Source organism: Enemella evansiae (genome assembly GCF_002250705.1).
Taxonomy (GTDB): domain Bacteria; phylum Actinomycetota; class Actinomycetes; order Propionibacteriales; family Propionibacteriaceae; genus Enemella; species Enemella evansiae.
Genome location: NZ_NMVP01000034.1, coordinates 291,275 through 309,163 on the forward strand (window position 1 = coordinate 291,275; position 17,889 = coordinate 309,163).

The window sequence follows — 17,889 nt, forward strand, 5'->3', positions numbered from 1 at the left end:
ATGACAAAAAGTTCTGATCGAGAATGGAGTTTCTTCTGCTCCCGCTGTTACGGTGCCAGCGATTCCATGATTGCCCCGGCCACGCCGTGCGGAAGGATGCTGATGAGGACGACGGACGTTCAACTCCCTCGGGTCGTGGGACTGATCGGTGCCGGTGGCATCGCGAACGCACACCTCCCCGCCTGGCTCGCCCTGGGCGCCGAGGTCGTGCTCCACAGCACCGACGACAACGCCCCCGCACTCGCGGCCGCACACGGCGGCGGCATCGTGGTCGACTCCATCGACGAGCTCCTGGACCGCGCCGAGATCGTGGACATCTGCACCCCCACGCCCACCCATCCCGACCTGGTGGCCCGGGCCGCGCAGGCCGGTTGTGCGGTGATCTGCGAGAAGCCGCTGGCGCTCACCGTCGAGGAGGCGCTGGGCATGCTGCGCGTCTGCCGCGAGGCCGGCGTACCTCTCTATCCGGCCCAGGTCGTCCGGTTCTTCCCGGCCTACCGGGCCCTGCAGCGCAGCGTCGCCGCCGGTGACATCGGCGACCCCGCGGTCCTCCGGTTCACCCGGCTCGCCTCCCGGCCGCAGCGGGCCTGGTTCCACGATCCGCGGCTCTCCGGCGGGGTCATCCTGGACCAGATGATCCACGACCTCGACATGGCCCGCTGGCTGGCCGGGGAGGTCACCCGGGTGCACGCGCGGACCGTCGGTCGGGAGACCCCCGACGGGCCGATCACCACCGCCCAGGTGGTGCTCACCCACGCCGACGGCGCGATCAGCACCGCGACCGGTGGCTGGCTCGGTCCCCGGACCACCTTCCGGACGAGCTTCTCGGCAGCGGGTACGCGCGGCTACCTGAGCTACGATTCCGCGGCTCCCGGGCCGGTCCGCGTCGACGCCCCGAGCGCACCCGGCACCGGCGGCAGCCTGCTGCCCCGCACCCTCGGCGACAGCCCGTTCCTGCTCGAACTCGGCGAGTTCGCTGCGGCCATCTGTGCCGGGGCGACCAGCCGGGTCTCCGCACTGGACGGGGTCGCGGCCGTCGCGCTCGGCGTGGCAGCCAACGAATCCCTGGCCACCGGGCGCAGTGTCACCGTGCCCGGTGCCGACACCCTGAACGCACGGCTGGAGCAGAACTGATGAAGATCGGGATCCACTCCCTCGCCCACCCGCACGCCGAGGGTTACCTGCGGTTGCTGACCGGCCGGCCGGATGTCGAGGTCGCCATCACCGACCCGCCGCCGCACGACGGCTCACCCCGCGGCCGGGTGGTGGCCGAGAACTTCGGCATTCCCTTCTTCGACAAGCTTTCCGACCTGCTGGCCTGGCGGCCCGACGGGGTGATCGTGTGCACCGAGAACGCCCGGCACCGGGTTGCGGTGGAAGAGATCGCCGCCGCCGGGGTGCACATCCTGTGCGAGAAACCACTGGCCACCTCCCTGCCGGATGCGGACGCGATGATCGCCGCGGCGGCGGATGCCCAGGTGGCGCTGATGGTGGCCTACCCGGTCCGCTTCTCGATCGCCTTCGACGCCCTGCGTTCGGTCGTCGACGGTGGCGGGATCGGTGAGCTGATCTCCTTCACCGGCACGAACAACGGCAAGCTGCCGAGCGAGCGGGAGTGGTTCGCCCAACCCGAACTCTCCGGCGGCGGTGCGATCATGGACCACACCGTGCACCTGGCCGATCTGCTCACCGTGTTGATGCCGCGGGCCAACGCGACGAGCGTGTACGCCCGCGCGAACACCTTGCTGCACAGCGATCGCGCCGCCGCCGAGACCGGTGGCATCGTGTCGGTCGAGTTCGACAACGGGGTGACCGGCACCATCGACTGCAGCTGGTCCGCCCCCGCCGACAACCCGGTCTGGGGTGGGCTCACCCTGCAGCTCGTCGGCAGCGACGGGATCGCCGATCTGGATGCCTTCGACGCCCAGCACGTGGCCGGTTTCACCACCGGGATCGGCCCGATCCGCCGTGGCTACGGCGACGACGCCAACGCGACGATGCTGCAGACCTTCTGTGACGGGATCGCCACCGGGCGCTGGCCGCAACCGGACGGGGCGACCGGTCGGCGCAGCATGGCGATCGCGCTGGCGGCGTACCGCTCCCTCGAAGCCGGCGAACCCGTACCGGTCGAATGACCGCATCGCCCGCTCGCAACGCGACGCCCTGGTGGAAGCAGGCGGTCGGCTACCAGATCTATCCGCGCAGCTTCGCCGACTCCGACGGCGACGGCATCGGTGACCTGCGCGGGGTGACCTCGCGACTGGATCACCTCGCCGAACTCGGCATCGACCTGCTCTGGCTCTCCCCCATCTATCCCTCGCCGATGGTCGACAATGGCTACGACATCAGCGACTACCGCGGTATCGACCCCACCTTCGGTAGCCTGGCCGATGTCGACGAACTGATCGCCGAGGCCCGCCGGCGCGGCATCCGGGTGATCCTCGATCTGGTGGTGAACCACACCTCCGACACCCACCCGTGGTTCATCGAGTCACGCGATCCGCGCAGTCCCAGGCGGGACTGGTACTGGTGGCGCCCGGGCCGGGGCGAATCGCCACCCAACAACTGGGGATCGCGCTTCTCCGGTTCCGCATGGCAACTCGACCCACGCTCCGGCGAATACTATCTGCACCTGTTCGCGGTCGGTCAGCCCGACCTCAACTGGGAGAACCCCGAGGTCCGCGCCGAGGTGCGCGCCATCATGAACTGGTGGCTCGCCCGCGGCATCTCGGGTTTCCGGATGGACGTGATCAACTTCATCGCCAAACCGCCTGAGCTGCCGGACGCCCCGGTGCGCCCCGGGGAGCTGTGGGGTGACGCGGAATCCCTGTACAGCAACGGTCCCCGGCTGCTGGAGTTCCTGCAGGAGCTGCGCGCCGGCACCGTCGGCGACACCGATGACGTGGTGCTGCTCGGCGAGACACCGGCCACCACGGCCGCCGACGCGACCCGACTCACCGACCCCGCCAACCACGCCCTGGACCTGGTCTTCCAGTTCGAACACGTGCAGATCGATCACGGGAATCATCGCTGGGACAAGAAACCCTTCGACCTGACCCGGCTCAAGACATCGCTGGCGAACTGGCAGGACGGGCTGCGCGATCGCGGCTGGAACAGCCTCTATCTGAACAACCACGACCAGCCGCGGGTGGTGACCCGCTGGGGAGACCCGACCCGGCGAGAGGAGTCGGCGAAACTCTTCGCGACCATGCTGCACGCCCATCAGGGCACCCCGTTCGTCTATCAGGGCGAGGAGATCGGGATGCGCGGGGCGGCCTTCACCTCGCTCACCCAGTACCAGGATGTGCAGTCGCTGAACTTCGCCGACGAGGCGATGACCGCCCGCGGCTGGAGCGAGGCGGAGGTGCTGGCCACCCTGCGGGACCTGTCCCGGGAGAACGCGCGGACGCCGATGCAGTGGGCGGACGGACCGGCGGCCGGGTTCAGCACAGGTACGCCCTGGCTGGACGTGCCCGATCATCCCGCCGAGGAGACCGTCGCCGGGCAGCGCGACCCGGACTCGGTGCTGGCGCACTACCGCCGGTTGATCGCGCTGCGCCGCGAGGAGCCGCTGTTGTCGACCGGCCGCTTCCTGCTCAGCGAACCGGCCGACCCGAACCTGTGGATCGTCCAGCGGCTCGGTGCCGAGGGTGGCCTGTTGGCGATCGGGAACGCCGGTGATCGACCACGCCGGGTACCGGCCGAGCTGCACGCCCAGTGGGCATCCGCACGGGTGCTGCTGAGTTCGCACCGGCGCGAGGGACTGCCCGCGGAGCTGGAGCCCTGGGAGAGCCTGCTGGTCAAGCTGCCGGGACCGCCCGCTCCCGGCCGCTAACCGTAGGTGTGCAGGAAACCACTGGCCTGCACCGGCAGCGTTCCGGCCACCAGTCGCTCCGCGAGCTGCAGCGCCCCGTCGACCGAACGCCCCCGCGGTGCTCGCCGTTCGGCGTTCGGCAATGTCCTGCGGACCTCCGACCAGAAGGGTTCCAGCAGCAGCTCGCCGGCATTGAACATGCTGCCCGCCCAGGTGATGACCGGTGGCAGACCGGCCGAGGCCGCCGCGGCCGCTTGGCCGAGCGCGGTACCGGCCGAGGTCCAGATCGCCCGGGCATGTTCGTCACCGCGGCGGGCCGCCTGGGCGACGGCCGGGCAGAAGCCGGCCAGCTGCTGGGCCGGTGATTCGGCCCGGTAGAGCTCCTTGATCAGGGTGTCCGCATCACCCCACTGCTGCAGCGCGAATTCCAGCAGCAGCGGGGATCCCGGCGATCGGCCGTCCAACGCGCGCAACGCCAGCTGCAACCCCTGCCGGCCGATCCAGGACCCGCTGCCCTCGTCACCGGCGAGATAACCCCAGCCGTCGACACGGTTCCAGATTCCGGCCAGGTCGGTACCGAGTGCGATGGCCCCGGTACCCGCAGCGACGATCACCCCCGGTTCACCGGTCAGGGCGCCGACGTGTGAGGTGAGCGCGTCACCGGCGATGGCGATCCGCGCGGCACCCAGCCGCTGTCGGAGCGCCTCGGCCAGCTCGTCGGGGTCGATGGGCCCGGGGACTCCGGTGGTACCGACGCAGAGGGCCCGGATGCCGTGCGCATCGAGGTCGACCGCACCGGTGCGGGCGAGTCGGGTGATCGCGTCGGCGAGTGCCGCGATGTCGATTCCGGAGCCGGTACGCCGGATCGCGCGCCGCTCCTCGACCGCGGTCTCCCGCCCGCGGCGTACCCCGCGCAGCCGGATGCCGGTCCCGCCGACATCGATCCCGAGCACACAACCGGTGGAGGTTCGATTCATCGACCCAGCTCCGTCAGTGCGGTGCGGACACTCCCCGACCGGGCCAGCCTCATCCGGGCGGTCGCGGGGTCCACCTCGGCCAGCGCCGCGAGCACCGCGACCGGGAGCTCACCGTCGCAGGCCGCGAGCAGAGCCACACACCGGTGCGGCGGGAGACCGGAAACCTCTTCCAGGATGGAGATGCTGCGGGTGCGAAGCTTCGCATTCGTCGCGGTCAGCGAGATCATCAGATTGCCGTAGGTGCGACCCAGCGCCACCATCACGGTGGTGGACAGCGCGTTGAGGACGACCTTCGTCGCGGTGCCCGCCTTCAACCGGGTGGATCCGGTGAGCGCCTCGGCACCGGTGTCGAGGACGATGAGGTGGTCCGGGGCCGGTTCGGGGCGGATCGCGGGATCGCAGGCGAGCAGGGCGGTCCGGGCGCCGTGCTGCCGGGCCACCTGGAGCGCACCGGTCACATAGCCGGTGCGACCGGAGGCGGAGATCCCGACCACCACGTCGCGGTCGGTGATCGCGGCCGCGTCCCGGCGGCCGGCCCCCTCGGCGTCCTCCAGGTCGATGGTCGGATCGGCCAGCGCTGCCGCACCGCCGGGAAAGTGGGCCTGGATCATCCCGGGTGGTACGCCGAAGGTGGGCGTCGCCTCGGTGGCGTCGGCCATCGCGATCCGCCCGGAGGCCCCGGCACCGAAGTAGTGCAGCGATCCCCCGTCGGCCAATCGCGCGGCGACCAGCTCCGCCAGCTCGGCCACCGGCCCGGTGACGGCGAGCGCCGCCTCGACGGCGCGGGCGTCCTCGTCGAGGATCATCCGCACCGCATCCTCGGTGGGGACGAGATCCAGCGCGGTGGTGCGTGGATTGCGCTGCTCGGTCGGCGGGCGGGTCATCTACAGGCCCCGGCGGGTCAGGGCGTCGAGCGCCAGCGCGATCGTGTCCCCGCGCGGTGGGCGCGCGTCCCGCGGCGCCTGGCGCCAGGCCTCTTCGAGGTCGACGATCCGCTGCTGCAGGGCGCGGGGATCCGGGGCGCCGGTGGCCAGCGATTCGGTCAGCCAGTCCGCCCAGGCCTGCCAGCGCGCCAGATGCAGCTCACCGACCAGACCGGCCCAGTGCCGACCGGAGTAGTCGTGCAGGCCGCTGGTCTGGTGCCCCCACACCGACACCAGGGATCGGGCATCACGTTCCATCACCCGGGCCTCCTGCGGTGTCTCGCCCCAGTCACGGGCCGCGGCGAGCCAGCTGTGCAGCCCGTCGGGGCGAGCGGCGGCCAGTTCGTCGAGCTCCAGCAGCGCGGTCCGCAGGGCGGTGAACTGGTCACCGATGCCGTCGCTGTCACCGCGTCGGTACGCCGCCAGGATGCCGCGGATCCGGGGCCGGGTGCCCTGGGCGATGACATGCTGCACCAGATCGCTGACATCGCGTTCCTGGGCGGTGCGATCCGCGTCCCGCAACCCTGCGATCAACCGGGCCGCCCAAGCGATCCGGGGCAGATCGCCGAGCACGGCGGGGTCGTTCTCGGCGTCGATGTTGGCCGACATCCGGGTGGGCTCCGGCAGGGCTTCACCGGCGGCCCGCTGGGCGGCGAACGGCAACTCATCGGTCCAGGGGCGGGCATACACCGGGGACGGGATCGACCGGGTGCGCCCGGGGCCGTGGAGCGTCTCGGCGAGCAGCTGCCAGGCCTCCCCGGCCGCCGGATCCGCCGTGCCATAGCGCTGCGCGGCGTAGCGCGCCAGCCAGTCACCGAGCTCGACATCGGACCAGGTGAGGTCGGTGGCGAGCTCATAGAAGACGGTGTTGTTCTCGATCGCCTCCGGTGCCATCCCGACACCTTCCAGGCCGGCCGGAGCGGCGGCGCGGAGCTCGGCGAGGTCGCGCACCAGACCGGCGAGATCGCCGAAGAGCCCGAACCGGCCGCCGAAGTTGTGCACCATCGACCAGATCCAGCGACGGCCGTGCATGCCACCCCGCCACATCGGTGCGTGCTCACCCCACAGGTCGATCAGCAGCAACCGCTCGTGCGGCACCTCGGACAGGAATGCGGCGATCCGCTCGGTGGTCCAGAAATCCTTGTGGTAGTGGAAAGGCCAGCCCTGCAGCAGCCAGGTGGCATCGGGCACCACCTCGCTGAGCGCGGCGAAATAGCCGCGGCCGGCGGCGGCCAGGGCTTCGGGTTCGTCGCTCGGCGGCAGGGATTCGATGTAGGGGTCCAGGGCGAACATCGGCTCCACCCCGGGGTCGCCGAGCAGGTCCCGCTGGGCGGCCAGGAAGGTGGCCACGAACTCCCGGTGGGCCGGTGATCCGGGGTCGAGGACCGGGGTGCTCCAGCCCTGCCACTTGATCCGGTCGGCGTCGGCCCCGGCGAGCTGTTCCGGGACGTGTCCCCCGGTCAGGGGCAGCACCGGGGTCATGCCGAGTTCTCGTGCCCTGGCGAGGATCCGGCGGGCCAGCTCGGTCCGGCGCCGTGGCCAGGAGGCGGGCAGCGGCCCACCGAAGGAGTGCATGCCGCCCATCGCGAACCAGGGCACGTGGGCGGCGCTGCCGACCCAGGACCAGGCGTCGGATTCACCGATGCCGAGCCGGATCAGGGTGTCGGCGAGCACCGATTCGTAACCGGTGAGGATCAGCGGATGGGTGATGCCGTGCAACGCCATCCAGTCCAGTTCCCGTTCCCAGCGATCCCAGTCCCAGTAGGCCATCGAGTAACCATGGGTGACCACGTTGAGGTGGTAGCGGATGCCGAAGTCGGTGGCGATCTCCACCGCTCCGGACGGCCAACTCGTCAACGGGGGCGAGAGTTCCGGGCTCTCCCAGGTGATCCGCCTCCGGGCACGGTGCTGCAGGTATGCCTGGTACGCGCTCAGCGCACCCACCGGATCCGCGGCGCAGAGCACCAGCTCACCGTGCTCCGCCCTTGCCGAGGCCCGCGTACCGGCCTCGGCCCGGGGGCCGGTCAGCACCCGCACCCCGCCCGCGGTGCCGTTGCTGCGCTCGATCACCGCACGGACGGTGTCGGCGAACGGGGCCTCCCGGCTCACTTCTCCGCTCCGCTGGCGAGACCGTCGACGAGCAGTCGCTGAACGGCGGTGAAGAGGATCAGCACCGGGATGGTGACGGTGATCGAGCCGGCCAGCAGCACCGTGACCGGCACGTTGAAGTCGGTCAGCTGCGCGATGCCCAGCGGCGCGGTCCACTGGTCCCGTTTCTGGACCAGGAACAGCAACGCATAGAAGTATTCGTTCCAGGCGATGATGAAGGTGTAGATGGCGGTCGAGACCACCCCCGGAACGGCGACCGGCAGGATCACGCTCCACAGCATCCGCGGCAGTGACGCCCCGTCGACGGTGGCCGCTTCCTCAATGCTGACAGGCAATGCGATGAAGTAGTTGCGCATCATGTAGAGCGACACCGGCACCGTGCTGGCCACATAGACCAGGAACAGCCCGGCCAGTGAACCGGTCAGTCCGGCGCGGGCCAGCAGCACGAACAGCGGCACCGACAACACGATGCCGGGGAACAGATACACCCCGAGGATGATCGCGTTCACCACACCCCGCCCGCGATAGCGGAGCCGCGCCGCGGCGTACGCCCCGAGGATCGAGACGATGATCGACAGCGCCACCGTAGCCAGCGCCACGCCGAGCGAGTTGAGCACGAAGCGGCCCAGGCCGAAACCACCCCGGGATTCGTCCAGCATCGCCGCCGGATAGGCGGACAGGTCGAGCTCACCGGGCGCGGGGATCAGCGACAGCGGTTCGGCGATCACCGACGAGACCGGGCGCAGGGTGAGCAGCACGCCGTAGAGGACCGGGCCGACCGCAGCGAGCACGGCGAATCCGATCAGCAGGACGCGGCAGACCCGCATCACCAGCGGCGGACGCATTGCCGAACCCCGACTCACAGCTCCTCCTTCCGACGCAGCAGCATCACGTATCCGGCGAGCAGGACCACCAGCACCGCCGACATCAACAATCCGTACGCCGCAGCGCTGCCGATGTTCGCGCGGGTGACCAGCTCGGTGTAGACCCGCAGCGCCATCACCTGGGTGCCGCCGGCTCCCTCGGTGAGCAGATAGACCTCGTTGAAGCTCTGGAAGGTCCAGATGAACCGGAGCAGGCACAGCAGCAGCACCACCCCGCGCAGCTGCGGCAGGGTGATCTGCCACAACGTCTGCCAGTGCGAGGCCCCGTCGATCGCGGCGGCCTCCTCGAGCTCGGCGGGGATGCTCTGCAGGCGCGCGGTGATGAACAGGAACGACAGGGGTGCCGAGGTCCAGATCTCGAAGAGCACCACGACCAGCAGGGACAGCGGGATCGGTACGCCGAACACGTCGATGCTGCTGGTGTTCAGGAACCCGATCGGCGCACCCCAGCCGAGGAAGGTGGTGCCGATCGCGTTGACGATGCCGTACTGGGTGTTCAGCATCGTCTTCCAGATCGTCACCGCCGCGATCACCGGCAGCACGTAGGGCACCAGCAGCAGCGCCCGGATCACGCCCCGGCCGCGGAACGGGCGCCGCAGCGCCAGGGCCAGCAGCAGCCCGCTGCCGACCGACCCGATCATCGTCAACGTCGCATAGAGCAGGGTGGTGCCGAGCGCGTCCCAGAAGGTCGGATTCGCGAACGCCCGTTCGAAGTTCTCCAGGGTCCACTGGATCGGCCGGGTCCCCAGTCGGGGGATGTCGACCAGGCGGACCTTGGAGAACGCGAAGACGAAGACCAGGATCAGCGGGATGATCGAGGCGAAGGTGATGACGAGCAGGGTCGGTGCGGTGAGCAGCTGCCCCTGCCGGCTCACCCGGCGCGCGAGATCACCGCGCCGGGTTCGCCTTGGGTGGGTGGCCAGATCGGTCACAGTCCTGCCTTGACCTCCTCGACGGCCTGCTTCATCGCGGCCGTCACCTCGGCCGGGGGACGGCCCTGGTAGAGCAGGTCGAGCTTGCCGGCGAGCACGCTCTGGCGCAGGGTGATCCCGGCCAGCTCGGCGTCGGGGGTGCCGTCGCCCCACTGGTAGACGGCGTTGATGCCCTTGCCCATCCCGTCGACGAAGTCCTTGCCATAGAGCTCGGTGGAGTTCACGTCATGGTTGGGTCCGATGCCCAGGGTGCCCCAGGCGTCGAGATATTCGTTGGGCTTCTCCGGCGTCCCGTTGCGCAGCGGCAGACGGCCCTCGGCGGCGACCGCCAGGGTGTCAACATAACCCTTGCTCATCACGTACTGGATGTACTTGCCGGCGGCCTCGGAGTTCGCACCCTGGGGGATGTTGTAACCGAGCACCGAACCGTACTGACGGGGATTCTTCGGGTCCAGCACGGTGATGAAGTCGGTCTGGGTCGCGAGGAACTTCGGGTCCTGCTTGCACTCCGCGCAGGTCGGCGGATTCGCCTTGTCCAGGCCCGCCAGCTCATCGAGGATGTGGGTGGAGAACAGCAGCATGGCCGCATTCCCGCTCAGGTAGGCGGCGCGAGCACTGGGCACGTCGAAGTCACCCGAGGTGGAGGAATTGCGCACCTTGAGGAACTGTTCGGCGGCCTGGGTGCAGGCCGGGGAGTCGATCGTGACCTGGCCACCGGTGACCAGCTCACAGCCGGCGCTCTGGAACAGCGACTGCACACCCTCGGTGGCCGCTGCCGTGCCCGGCTGGGTGCCGAGCGCGATACCGGTGATGCCGAGCTTCTCCTTGATCGTGGTCGCCGCCGTCGCCAACTCGGCCAGGCTCGTCGGCGGCTTGACGCCGGCCTTCTCGAGCAGGTCGGCGCGATAGGCGATGACATGGGTCCAGCCGTCGCTCGGCACGGCGGCCGGCTGACCCTGCGGGCTGAGCGCGGCGACGGCCTTCTGGTTGAAGGTCTCGGTGCCGAGCGCCTTGGTCGTCTCGGCGGCGGCCTCGGCGTCGAGCAGCCCCTGGGCGTTCCAGGCGCTGGTCTGACTCGCCGCGGCCATGATCACGTCCGGCACATTGCCGGAGGCGGCCCCGGTCACCAGGGCCTGGTCCTGATCGGCGGCGGCCATCGGGACGACATCAACCCCGATCCCGGATTCGGCCTCGAACGCGGCGGCCACCTTCTGCTGGGCGGCCAGGCGTTCCGGGGTGGTGTGCGGTGTCCAGAAGGTGATCCGATCCGGCTGGCCGGCGGATTCCCCGCTGCCGCCGGAACAGGCGGGCAGCACGAGGAGTGCGGCGGCGGTCAGAGCGATGGCGGCACGTTTCTTGAAGCGAATCATCGTTGAAGACTTCCTGGTTGTGGCTTGACCCCGATCGATGCCGGGCCGGCCTCTGCTCGGGTTGGCGAAGCTACCCAACGACGGACCAACAGCACTAGATTTGCGCTCAGAGCGCAATAAAGATCAATCAAACGGCATATTTCTGAATGAAACGGCACCTCAGGTGAACGAACTTGATAAACGCATCGTTGGCGCACTGCTCGCCCACCCGCGCGCCACCAACGCCCAGCTCGCCGACGCCGCGATCACCTCACCGGCCACCGTGTCCCGCCGGGTGACGCGGCTGCTGACCGACCGCACGCTGTGGGTCACCGGCGTACTCGATGACCGCAAGACCCAGGGCGCCAAATCGCTGTTCGTCCGGCTGCGCTGCGGCCCGGGGAACGCGCGGACGATCGCCGAACGACTGGCCCAGTGGCCCGAGTGCGGCTCGGTGAAGCTGCTCACCGGCAGCGTCGACGCGGTGGCCGAGATCAGCTACACCACCCAGGACCACCTGCTCGACCTGACGATGGAGCAACTGCCCGCCATGGAGGGGGTCCGCGCGATCTGGAGCAACCAGGTGATCCGCCGGTACGCGACCCCGCACCAGTGGGCACCCGCGCTGCTCCCGGCGGAGACGATCGCCGACCTGCGGGCGCTGCGGGCCGACCGCTGGGACGACGGCACCCTCGACGACGCCGCACTCTCGGTCGGATCGGTCGCGACCCGGGTGGCCGCGACCCTGCGTCGGGACGGCCGCAAGGGCTGGCAGCAGATCGCCCGCGAGTGCGGGATCAGCGCGGCCACGGCCCGGCACCATGTCGAGACGCTGATGGCCAGCGGCGCGCTGCGGATGCGGACCGTGATCGAGCCGGAGGCCATCGGTGCCCGCGTCAACGCCTTCGTCTGGCTGAACGTCGTCCCCACCAAGCTGGGGGCGGCCGGTGCCATCCTGGCCCGCCATCCGGATGTGCTGATGATCGCCGCGACCACCGGCGACCGCAATCTGTGCGGTGAGATCGCGGTCGCCTCCGAGGCCGGTCTCTATGACTTCATCTCCCAGACCATCGGCAGCCTGCCCGGGCTGCAGCACGCCGACGTCGCGATCTCCCTGCTCTCGCTGAAACGCGCCGGCCAGGTGATCGAGCCGGGCGGTTAGCCCTTCGGACATGGGAATCGACCTGGCCGTTGGATCCCGTGAACACCGAACCGGGCCGGGACCGCGCGAAGGCCCGGACAGCGAGCGACCCCGAGCACCGGAGGCACTCGGGGTCACCCATCCCTCGCTCCGGTCCGGTCGCGCAGCGCTCGGGGGAACGAGTCGGCCGGAGGATCCCGGACGAGGGAGCCGGGCAGCGCTGAGCGCTGCGCACATCCTGCCCCGGAACCGGGCAGGTTACGCCACCGAAGGTTGGGTGGAAGGTTCCTCGAACCCGTGCCGGTGCCGGGATTCAGCCGTCGAGGCCGGGCCAGTCGGGCTTGCGCTTCTCGTTGAAGGCGGCGATCCCCTCTTTCCGGTCGGCCGAGAAGGCGGTGCTGAGCCAGCCCTGATGTTCCAGCTCCAACCCCTCGGCGATCGGCAGATCGAAACCGGCGGCCAGCGCCCGCTTCGCGGCCCGCGCCCCGACCGGTGACTTGTCGGCGATCACCCCGGCCAGCGCGAGCGCTTCGGGGATGGCCAGGCCCTCGGCGACGGAGCGGGCAACGAAACCCCACTCCATCCCCTCCTCGGCGGTCAGCCGACGGCCGGTGAAGATCACATCGGCGGCCCGGCCGAGGCCGACCCGCCGGGCCAGCGTCTGGGTACCACCGCCGCCCGGGATCACCCCCACGCCGATCTCCGGCAGCCCGAAGGTCGCGGTCGTCGATCCGACGATCAGGTCGCAGCACAGCGCGAGCTCGAATCCGCCGCCAAGCGCGAACCCCTCGACCGCGGCCACCGTCGGCACCGGCAGTGCCAGCAGACCACCGAAGCAGCGCCGGAAGACCTCGCGCTGGTGCCGCAACTGTTCATCGTCGAAACCGTTGCGCTCCTTGAGATCCGCGCCGACGCAGAAGGCCTTCGGGATCGCCGAGGAGAGCACCACCGCGCGCACCGTCCGGTTCGCGGCCAGTTCCTCGGTCACCTCGATCAGCGCCTCGGCCTGGGCGGTGGACAGCGCGTTCATCGCCTCCGGCCGGTCCATCACGATCTCGGTCACGTGCTGACCGTGCTGCTGGGTGCGTACGCTCATGGCCGGAGTCTAGGCCGCCTCATTCGAGGGCGCGCAGATGGATGACATCCCCTGCCGGATAGGCCTTGGTCCCGCCGGGGCCCTCGACCTGCAGGCTGCCGTGCGCATCGATGCCGACCGCCCGGCCGACCACCTCCCGGCCCGGCCCCAGCACCACCCGGACCCGGCGGCCGAGGGTGCCGCATTCCACCCGGTACGCCGCAGCGACCTGTTCGCTGTCACGCAGCCAGATCCGCCACAGCTCGGCCAGCTCGGTGAGCACCGCGACCAGCAGTTCGGTGGCGTCGGTCGGGGCACCCTCCAGCAGCAGCGAGGTCGCGGTCGGTACCGGGAGCTCCTCGGCAACCGCGGTGACGTTGATCCCGAAACCGAGCACCGCTGCCGGCCCTTCGGGTGTCTCGACGCGTACCGCCAGCAGCCCCGACAGCTTCCGGTCACCGATGAGCACGTCGTTGGGCCACTTCAACAGCACCTCGAGACCGCTGAACCGGCGTACCCCCCGGCTGACCGCCAGCCCCAGCAATGGTGAGAGCCAGGGCCAGCTCGCCACCGGCAGTTCGGTCGGTGGGCGGAGCAGCACCGAACAGGCGACCGCCACCCCGGGCGGGGTGGTCCAGGTCCGGTCCAACCGCCCCCGGCCCGCGGTCTGGTTGTCGGTGACCAGCACACTGCCGTGGGCCGCACCGGCCGCCGCGCGGGCCACCAGCTCGGTATTGGTGGATCCGATCTCGGGCAGCACCTGCACCGAACTCCAGCCGATCGGGGGTGCCAGCAGCACCTCGGCGAGCCGCTCGGCATCCGGTGGAACATTGGCAGGCACGCCCGGAGCCTAGCGCTAGGGTGCGGGAATGGACATCGACATCCACACCACGGCGGGGAAGCTGGCCGACCTCGACCGGCGCACCGAGGAAGCCGTGCACGCCGGTTCCGAGAAGGCGGTGGAGAAGCAGCACGCGAAGGGCAAGAAGACCGCCCGGGAGCGGATCGAGCTGCTGTTGGACGAGGGCACCTTCACCGAGCTGGACGAGTTCGCCCGGCACCGCTCGACCAGCTTCGGGATGGAGCAGCGGCGCCCCTACGGTGACGGTGTGGTGACCGGGATGGGCCAGATCAACGGTCGCCCGGTCTGCGTGTTCTCCCAGGACGTCACGGTCTTCGGCGGATCCCTCGGCCAGGTCTACGGCGAGAAGATCGTCAAGGTCATCGACATGGCGCTCAAGGTGGGCTGCCCGCTGATCGGGATCAACGAGGGCGGCGGTGCACGGATCCAGGAGGGTGTGGTGTCCCTCGGTCTCTACGGCGAGATCTTCCGCCGCAACACCCACGCCTCCGGGGTGATCCCGCAGATCTCGCTGATCATGGGTGCCGCCGCCGGTGGCCATGTCTACTCCCCCGCGCTGACCGACTTCGTGGTGATGGTCGACCAGACCTCGCAGATGTTCATCACCGGACCCGATGTGATCAAGACCGTCACCGGTGAGGACGTCTCGATGGAGGAGCTGGGCGGTGGGCGTACCCACAACACGAAATCCGGCAACTCGCACTACCTGGCCGGTGATGAGGACGAGGCGATCGAATACGTCCGCGATCTGCTCGGTTTCCTGCCCCAGAACAATTTGGAGGATCCGCCGGTCTTCGAGGCCGAGGACGACGCACTGGAGATCACCGAGGCCGATCGGGCGCTGGACACCCTGATCCCGGACTCCCCGAACCAGCCCTACGACATGAAGACCGTCATCTCCTCGATCCTCGACGACGAAGACTTCTTCGAGACCTCGCCGCTCTTCGCGCCGAACGTGGTCACCGGTTTCGGCCGCATCGAGGGGCGTGCGGTCGGGGTGGTCGCGAACCAGCCGATGCACTTCGCCGGCACCCTGGACATCGACGCCTCGGAGAAGGCCGCCCGTTTCGTGCGCACCTGTGATGCCTTCAACATCCCGGTGCTCACCTTCGTCGACGTGCCGGGATTCCTGCCCGGGGTGGATCAGGAGCATGCCGGCATCATCCGCCGCGGGGCGAAGCTGATCTACGCGTACGCCGAGGCGACGGTTCCGCTGGTCACGGTGATCACCCGCAAGGCCTACGGCGGGGCGTACGACGTGATGGGCTCCAAGCATCTCGGCGCCGACATCAACCTGGCCTGGCCGACCGCGCAGATCGCGGTGATGGGCGCCCAGGGTGCGGTGAACATCCTGCACCGCAAGCGGCTCGCCGAGGCCGACGACCCCGACGCACTGCGCGCGGAGCTGATCACCGCCTACGACGATGAGCTCGCAAACCCTTATGTGGCGGCAGAACGCGGCTACATCGATCAGGTGATCCATCCGCACGAGACCCGCTCGGAGATCGTCCGGGTGCTGCGGATGCTGCGGACCAAGCGGGAGACCCTGCCACCGAAGAAGCATGGCAACATTCCGTTGTGAGCCGGGTACGCGACCAACTGTGAGCGGAGAGTGACGATGAGCGAGAAGACCCCCGAATCACCGGTGATCGAGGTGGTGTCCGGCTCCCCCACCCCGGAGGAGCTCGCCGCCGTCGTCACCGTGCTCACCGCCGCGGCCAGCAGCGGCAACGGCCGGGCCGGTGCCCGCAGCGACCGGGCTGAGGGCCGGGGTTGGAATGCCTACTGGCGTTCGGTACGCCGGGAGCACCGGCCGGGGCCCGGGGCCTGGCGCGGCCGCTGAGCAGCCCGTTCCTGAAACACTCTTCCGCAACCCTCCGATCGGCGGCTAGCGTGTGCTGCGACAGCGCAGGACACCGGGTTGGGGGGGCAGTGATGGACGAGATCGATCAGCTCCTCGCCGGAGTATCGATGGACACCCTGGCCACCCGCGTCGGCGGCCAGCCGCAGGCGGTCGCCGCCCTCTCCCGCCGGCTCGTCGGCGCCCTGATCGTGGGGATGGCGGCGAATGCCGACCAGCCCGGCGGTGAGCGGTCCCTGGCGCTGGCGCTGCAGCGGCACGCGGATCCGGAACTGACCCTGGACCGGGTCGACCCCCAGCAGGGCCTGGCGATCATCCGCAACGTCTTCGGCGGCAACACCGATGCGGTCGCGCACACCCTGGCCCGGGAGTTCGCCGGGGGTGACCTGGCACTGGTCCGGCGGCTCGGTCGGCTGCTGGCGCCGCTGGTGCTGGCCCGGCTCGGCGCCCGGCTCCGCAGCGGACCGAACGCCGACCGGCTCGGGCCGATCCTGGCCGGTTACGGCAGCACCCCGCACGGCCGCGGCGCCGGCCGCCCGCACGGCGAACCCGGATTGTCGGATTTCCTGCTGGAGCTGGGCGACGGCGATCCGGACGCCACCGGCCCGCTGGACGAATCGATCGAGGCGCTGAGCGGGTTGCTCGGCGAGGGAAGGCGCGGCTGAGGTGCGGTTGATCCTGGCATCGGCGTCCCCGGCGCGGCTGCAGACGCTGCGCTCGGCCGGGTTGGCGCCGGAGGTGATCGTCTCGGGCGTCGACGAGGAGGCGCTCGGCGGTCCCCCGCCGGCCGAGCTGGCCCAGATGCTCGCCGATGCCAAGGCCGAGGCGGTCGCCGCCCGGCTCGACGATGAGGGCACCGGCGCGGCAGCCGACTGGTTGCTGGTCGGCTGCGATTCGGTGCTGGAACTCGACGGTGCGGCGCACGGCAAACCGGGTACGCCGGAGATCGCGACCCAGCGGTGGCAGGCGATGCGGGGCCGCTGCGGCGTCCTGCACACCGGGCACCGGGTGATCCGCCGGGCCGGCGATCGGGTGTTGAGCGCCGGGCGTACCGGTTCCACCGAGGTGCACTTCGCCGATCTGAGCGATGCCGAGATCGCGGCCTATGTGGCCAGCGGGGAGCCGCTGGCGGTCGCCGGCGCGTTCACCATCGACGGTCTCGGCGGGGCGTACGTGCGCAGCATCGTTGGTGACCCGCACAACGTCGTCGGCATCAGCCTGCCGCTGCTCCGCGACCTCACCGCCGAGGTCGGTTTGCCCTGGCACACCCTCTGGGCCACCACCTCCGCCGGTTGAGCGAGCGAGGAACGAGCCCCCTCCGCCGGTTGAGCGAGCGAGGAACGAGCGAGTCGAAACCAAGGACCCCTCCAGATCGCCCGTTCATCTCGACACAGTGAGGATGGTGGTGGGGGTCCGGTGGCCTTGGGGATGATGTCTTTGGGGTCTGGGTTGTTCGTTTGACCGATCTCGACACTGGCGCTGTTGGTTGGGTGCCTTGAACGCGACTTGTCGACGGCCGGCCCGCCGGGCCCCTCTTTCGGTTTGGATGGCCAGACCGGGCGGGTGTGACTTGATAGGACCTTGATCGGTGTCTCATCACTGTGGTGTCCGCCCGGCCTGGGAGGTCATCCCTCGATCCAGTTGTAGAGGGAGACATCACCCATGATGACCACCAACCATGCCACGCCTCAAGACCCGACCCCGGTGGTGGCCGGGGTCGATACCCATCAACGCACCCATCACGCGGTCGTGCTCACCGAGACCGGGGTGTTGTTGGCTGATCGGGAGTTCCCGGTCTCCCGCGCGGGTTATGCCGCGTTGGTGGACTGGGTCGTCGGCCACGGACCGATCACCGCGATCGGGGTCGAGTCGACCGGTTCGTATGGGGCCGGGTTGACGGTGCATCTGCTGGCGGCCGGGATCGAGGTGATCGAGGTCAACCGGCCCGATAAGACCACCCGG

17 protein-coding genes are annotated in these 17,889 nt (G+C 69.9%); 9 read left to right on the forward strand and 8 right to left on the reverse strand.

What is annotated here, in order from left to right; all coding sequences use genetic code 11:
- Positions 1–102 precede the first annotated feature (102 nt).
- The 3 genes from BI335_RS16845 to BI335_RS16855 are packed head-to-tail and all read left to right on the forward strand — an operon-like array spanning position 103 to position 3,835.
- Positions 103–1,134, forward strand: a complete 1,032-nt coding sequence (locus tag BI335_RS16845; protein WP_094432334.1) for a Gfo/Idh/MocA family protein — start codon at positions 103–105, stop codon at positions 1,132–1,134.
- Positions 1,134–2,135, forward strand: a complete 1,002-nt coding sequence (locus BI335_RS16850; protein ID WP_094432336.1) for a Gfo/Idh/MocA family protein — start codon at positions 1,134–1,136, stop codon at positions 2,133–2,135. Before BI335_RS16845 ends, BI335_RS16850 begins: the two co-directional genes overlap by 1 nt.
- A complete protein-coding gene (locus BI335_RS16855) occupies positions 2,132–3,835 on the forward strand; it encodes an alpha-glucosidase (protein ID WP_094432339.1) in 1,704 nt (567 codons plus the stop codon). The genes BI335_RS16850 and BI335_RS16855 overlap by 4 nt, the downstream gene beginning before the upstream one ends.
- On the opposite strand, the gene BI335_RS16860 is transcribed toward BI335_RS16855, so the two are convergent.
- From BI335_RS16860 to BI335_RS16885, 6 genes are read right to left on the reverse strand one after another with little or no spacing between them, the layout of a single operon-like run.
- Complete coding sequence (locus BI335_RS16860; protein WP_094432341.1) at positions 3,832–4,791, reverse strand: N-acetylglucosamine kinase; 960 nt, start codon at positions 4,789–4,791, stop codon at positions 3,832–3,834. The two genes, BI335_RS16855 and BI335_RS16860, sit on opposite strands and share 4 nt — an antisense overlap.
- A complete protein-coding gene (locus BI335_RS16865) occupies positions 4,788–5,675 on the reverse strand; it encodes an N-acetylmuramic acid 6-phosphate etherase (RefSeq protein WP_094432343.1) in 888 nt (295 codons plus the stop codon). The genes BI335_RS16860 and BI335_RS16865 overlap by 4 nt, the downstream gene beginning before the upstream one ends.
- Complete coding sequence (locus BI335_RS16870; RefSeq protein ID WP_094432345.1) at positions 5,676–7,823, reverse strand: alpha-N-acetylglucosaminidase; 2,148 nt, start codon at positions 7,821–7,823, stop codon at positions 5,676–5,678.
- A complete protein-coding gene (locus tag BI335_RS16875; RefSeq protein ID WP_229119659.1) occupies positions 7,820–8,686 on the reverse strand; it encodes a carbohydrate ABC transporter permease in 867 nt (288 codons plus the stop codon). Before BI335_RS16875 ends, BI335_RS16870 begins: the two co-directional genes overlap by 4 nt.
- The gene (locus tag BI335_RS16880) at positions 8,683–9,639 is read right to left on the reverse strand and encodes a carbohydrate ABC transporter permease (protein ID WP_094432350.1); all 957 of its coding nucleotides are present in this window, start codon (positions 9,637–9,639) and stop codon (positions 8,683–8,685) included. Before BI335_RS16880 ends, BI335_RS16875 begins: the two co-directional genes overlap by 4 nt.
- The gene (locus BI335_RS16885; protein WP_094432353.1) at positions 9,636–11,009 is read right to left on the reverse strand and encodes an ABC transporter substrate-binding protein; all 1,374 of its coding nucleotides are present in this window, start codon (positions 11,007–11,009) and stop codon (positions 9,636–9,638) included. The genes BI335_RS16880 and BI335_RS16885 overlap by 4 nt, the downstream gene beginning before the upstream one ends.
- A gap of 163 nt (positions 11,010–11,172) precedes the next feature.
- Here BI335_RS16885 and BI335_RS16890 point away from each other — a divergent pair, with 163 nt between their 5' ends.
- Entirely contained in the window at positions 11,173–12,150 is a 978-nt protein-coding gene (locus tag BI335_RS16890) for an Lrp/AsnC family transcriptional regulator (RefSeq protein ID WP_166646850.1), read from the forward strand.
- Positions 12,151–12,442: 292 nt separating this feature from the next.
- Here the strand turns inward: BI335_RS16890 and BI335_RS16895 are convergent, their stop codons facing one another.
- Both BI335_RS16895 and BI335_RS16900 read right to left on the reverse strand, forming a co-directional pair.
- Complete coding sequence (locus BI335_RS16895) at positions 12,443–13,225, reverse strand: enoyl-CoA hydratase/isomerase family protein (RefSeq protein ID WP_094432357.1); 783 nt, start codon at positions 13,223–13,225, stop codon at positions 12,443–12,445.
- Positions 13,226–13,244: 19 nt separating this feature from the next.
- A complete protein-coding gene (locus tag BI335_RS16900) occupies positions 13,245–14,045 on the reverse strand; it encodes a biotin--[acetyl-CoA-carboxylase] ligase (RefSeq protein ID WP_094432359.1) in 801 nt (266 codons plus the stop codon).
- Positions 14,046–14,073: 28 nt separating this feature from the next.
- Here BI335_RS16900 and BI335_RS16905 point away from each other — a divergent pair, with 28 nt between their 5' ends.
- The 5 genes from BI335_RS16905 to BI335_RS16925 form a co-directional block, all read left to right on the forward strand.
- Complete coding sequence (locus BI335_RS16905; protein ID WP_094432361.1) at positions 14,074–15,648, forward strand: acyl-CoA carboxylase subunit beta; 1,575 nt, start codon at positions 14,074–14,076, stop codon at positions 15,646–15,648.
- A 36-nt stretch (positions 15,649–15,684) separates the two neighbouring features.
- Positions 15,685–15,909 (forward strand): acyl-CoA carboxylase subunit epsilon, encoded by a 225-nt coding sequence (locus BI335_RS16910; RefSeq protein ID WP_094432363.1) that lies wholly within the window; start codon positions 15,685–15,687, stop codon positions 15,907–15,909.
- A 92-nt stretch (positions 15,910–16,001) separates the two neighbouring features.
- Positions 16,002–16,592: a DUF937 domain-containing protein gene (locus BI335_RS16915; protein ID WP_094403637.1), complete on the forward strand. Its 591-nt coding sequence runs from the start codon at positions 16,002–16,004 to the stop codon at positions 16,590–16,592.
- Position 16,593: 1 nt separating this feature from the next.
- Complete coding sequence (locus BI335_RS16920; protein WP_094432366.1) at positions 16,594–17,223, forward strand: Maf family protein; 630 nt, start codon at positions 16,594–16,596, stop codon at positions 17,221–17,223.
- Positions 17,224–17,589: 366 nt separating this feature from the next.
- The coding region (locus BI335_RS16925) for an IS110 family transposase (protein WP_144009076.1) at positions 17,590–17,889 on the forward strand (300 nt) is incomplete at its 3' end.

Excerpts from the sequence above, each read along its gene's own strand:
- BI335_RS16845 (WP_094432334.1), top strand. The coding sequence starts at position 103 with ATGAGGACGACGGACGTTCAACTCCCTCGGGTCGTGGGACTGATCGGT.
- BI335_RS16850 (WP_094432336.1), top strand. The coding sequence starts at position 1,134 with ATGAAGATCGGGATCCACTCCCTCGCCCACCCGCACGCCGAGGGTTAC.
- BI335_RS16855 (WP_094432339.1), top strand. The coding sequence starts at position 2,132 with ATGACCGCATCGCCCGCTCGCAACGCGACGCCCTGGTGGAAGCAGGCG.
- BI335_RS16860 (WP_094432341.1), bottom strand. The coding sequence starts at position 4,791 with ATGAATCGAACCTCCACCGGTTGTGTGCTCGGGATCGATGTCGGCGGG.
- BI335_RS16865 (WP_094432343.1), bottom strand. The coding sequence starts at position 5,675 with ATGACCCGCCCGCCGACCGAGCAGCGCAATCCACGCACCACCGCGCTG.
- BI335_RS16885 (WP_094432353.1), bottom strand. The coding sequence starts at position 11,009 with ATGATTCGCTTCAAGAAACGTGCCGCCATCGCTCTGACCGCCGCCGCA.
- BI335_RS16895 (WP_094432357.1), bottom strand. The coding sequence starts at position 13,225 with ATGAGCGTACGCACCCAGCAGCACGGTCAGCACGTGACCGAGATCGTG.
- BI335_RS16905 (WP_094432361.1), top strand. The coding sequence starts at position 14,074 with ATGGACATCGACATCCACACCACGGCGGGGAAGCTGGCCGACCTCGAC.
- BI335_RS16910 (WP_094432363.1), top strand. The coding sequence starts at position 15,685 with ATGAGCGAGAAGACCCCCGAATCACCGGTGATCGAGGTGGTGTCCGGC.
- BI335_RS16915 (WP_094403637.1), top strand. The coding sequence starts at position 16,002 with ATGGACGAGATCGATCAGCTCCTCGCCGGAGTATCGATGGACACCCTG.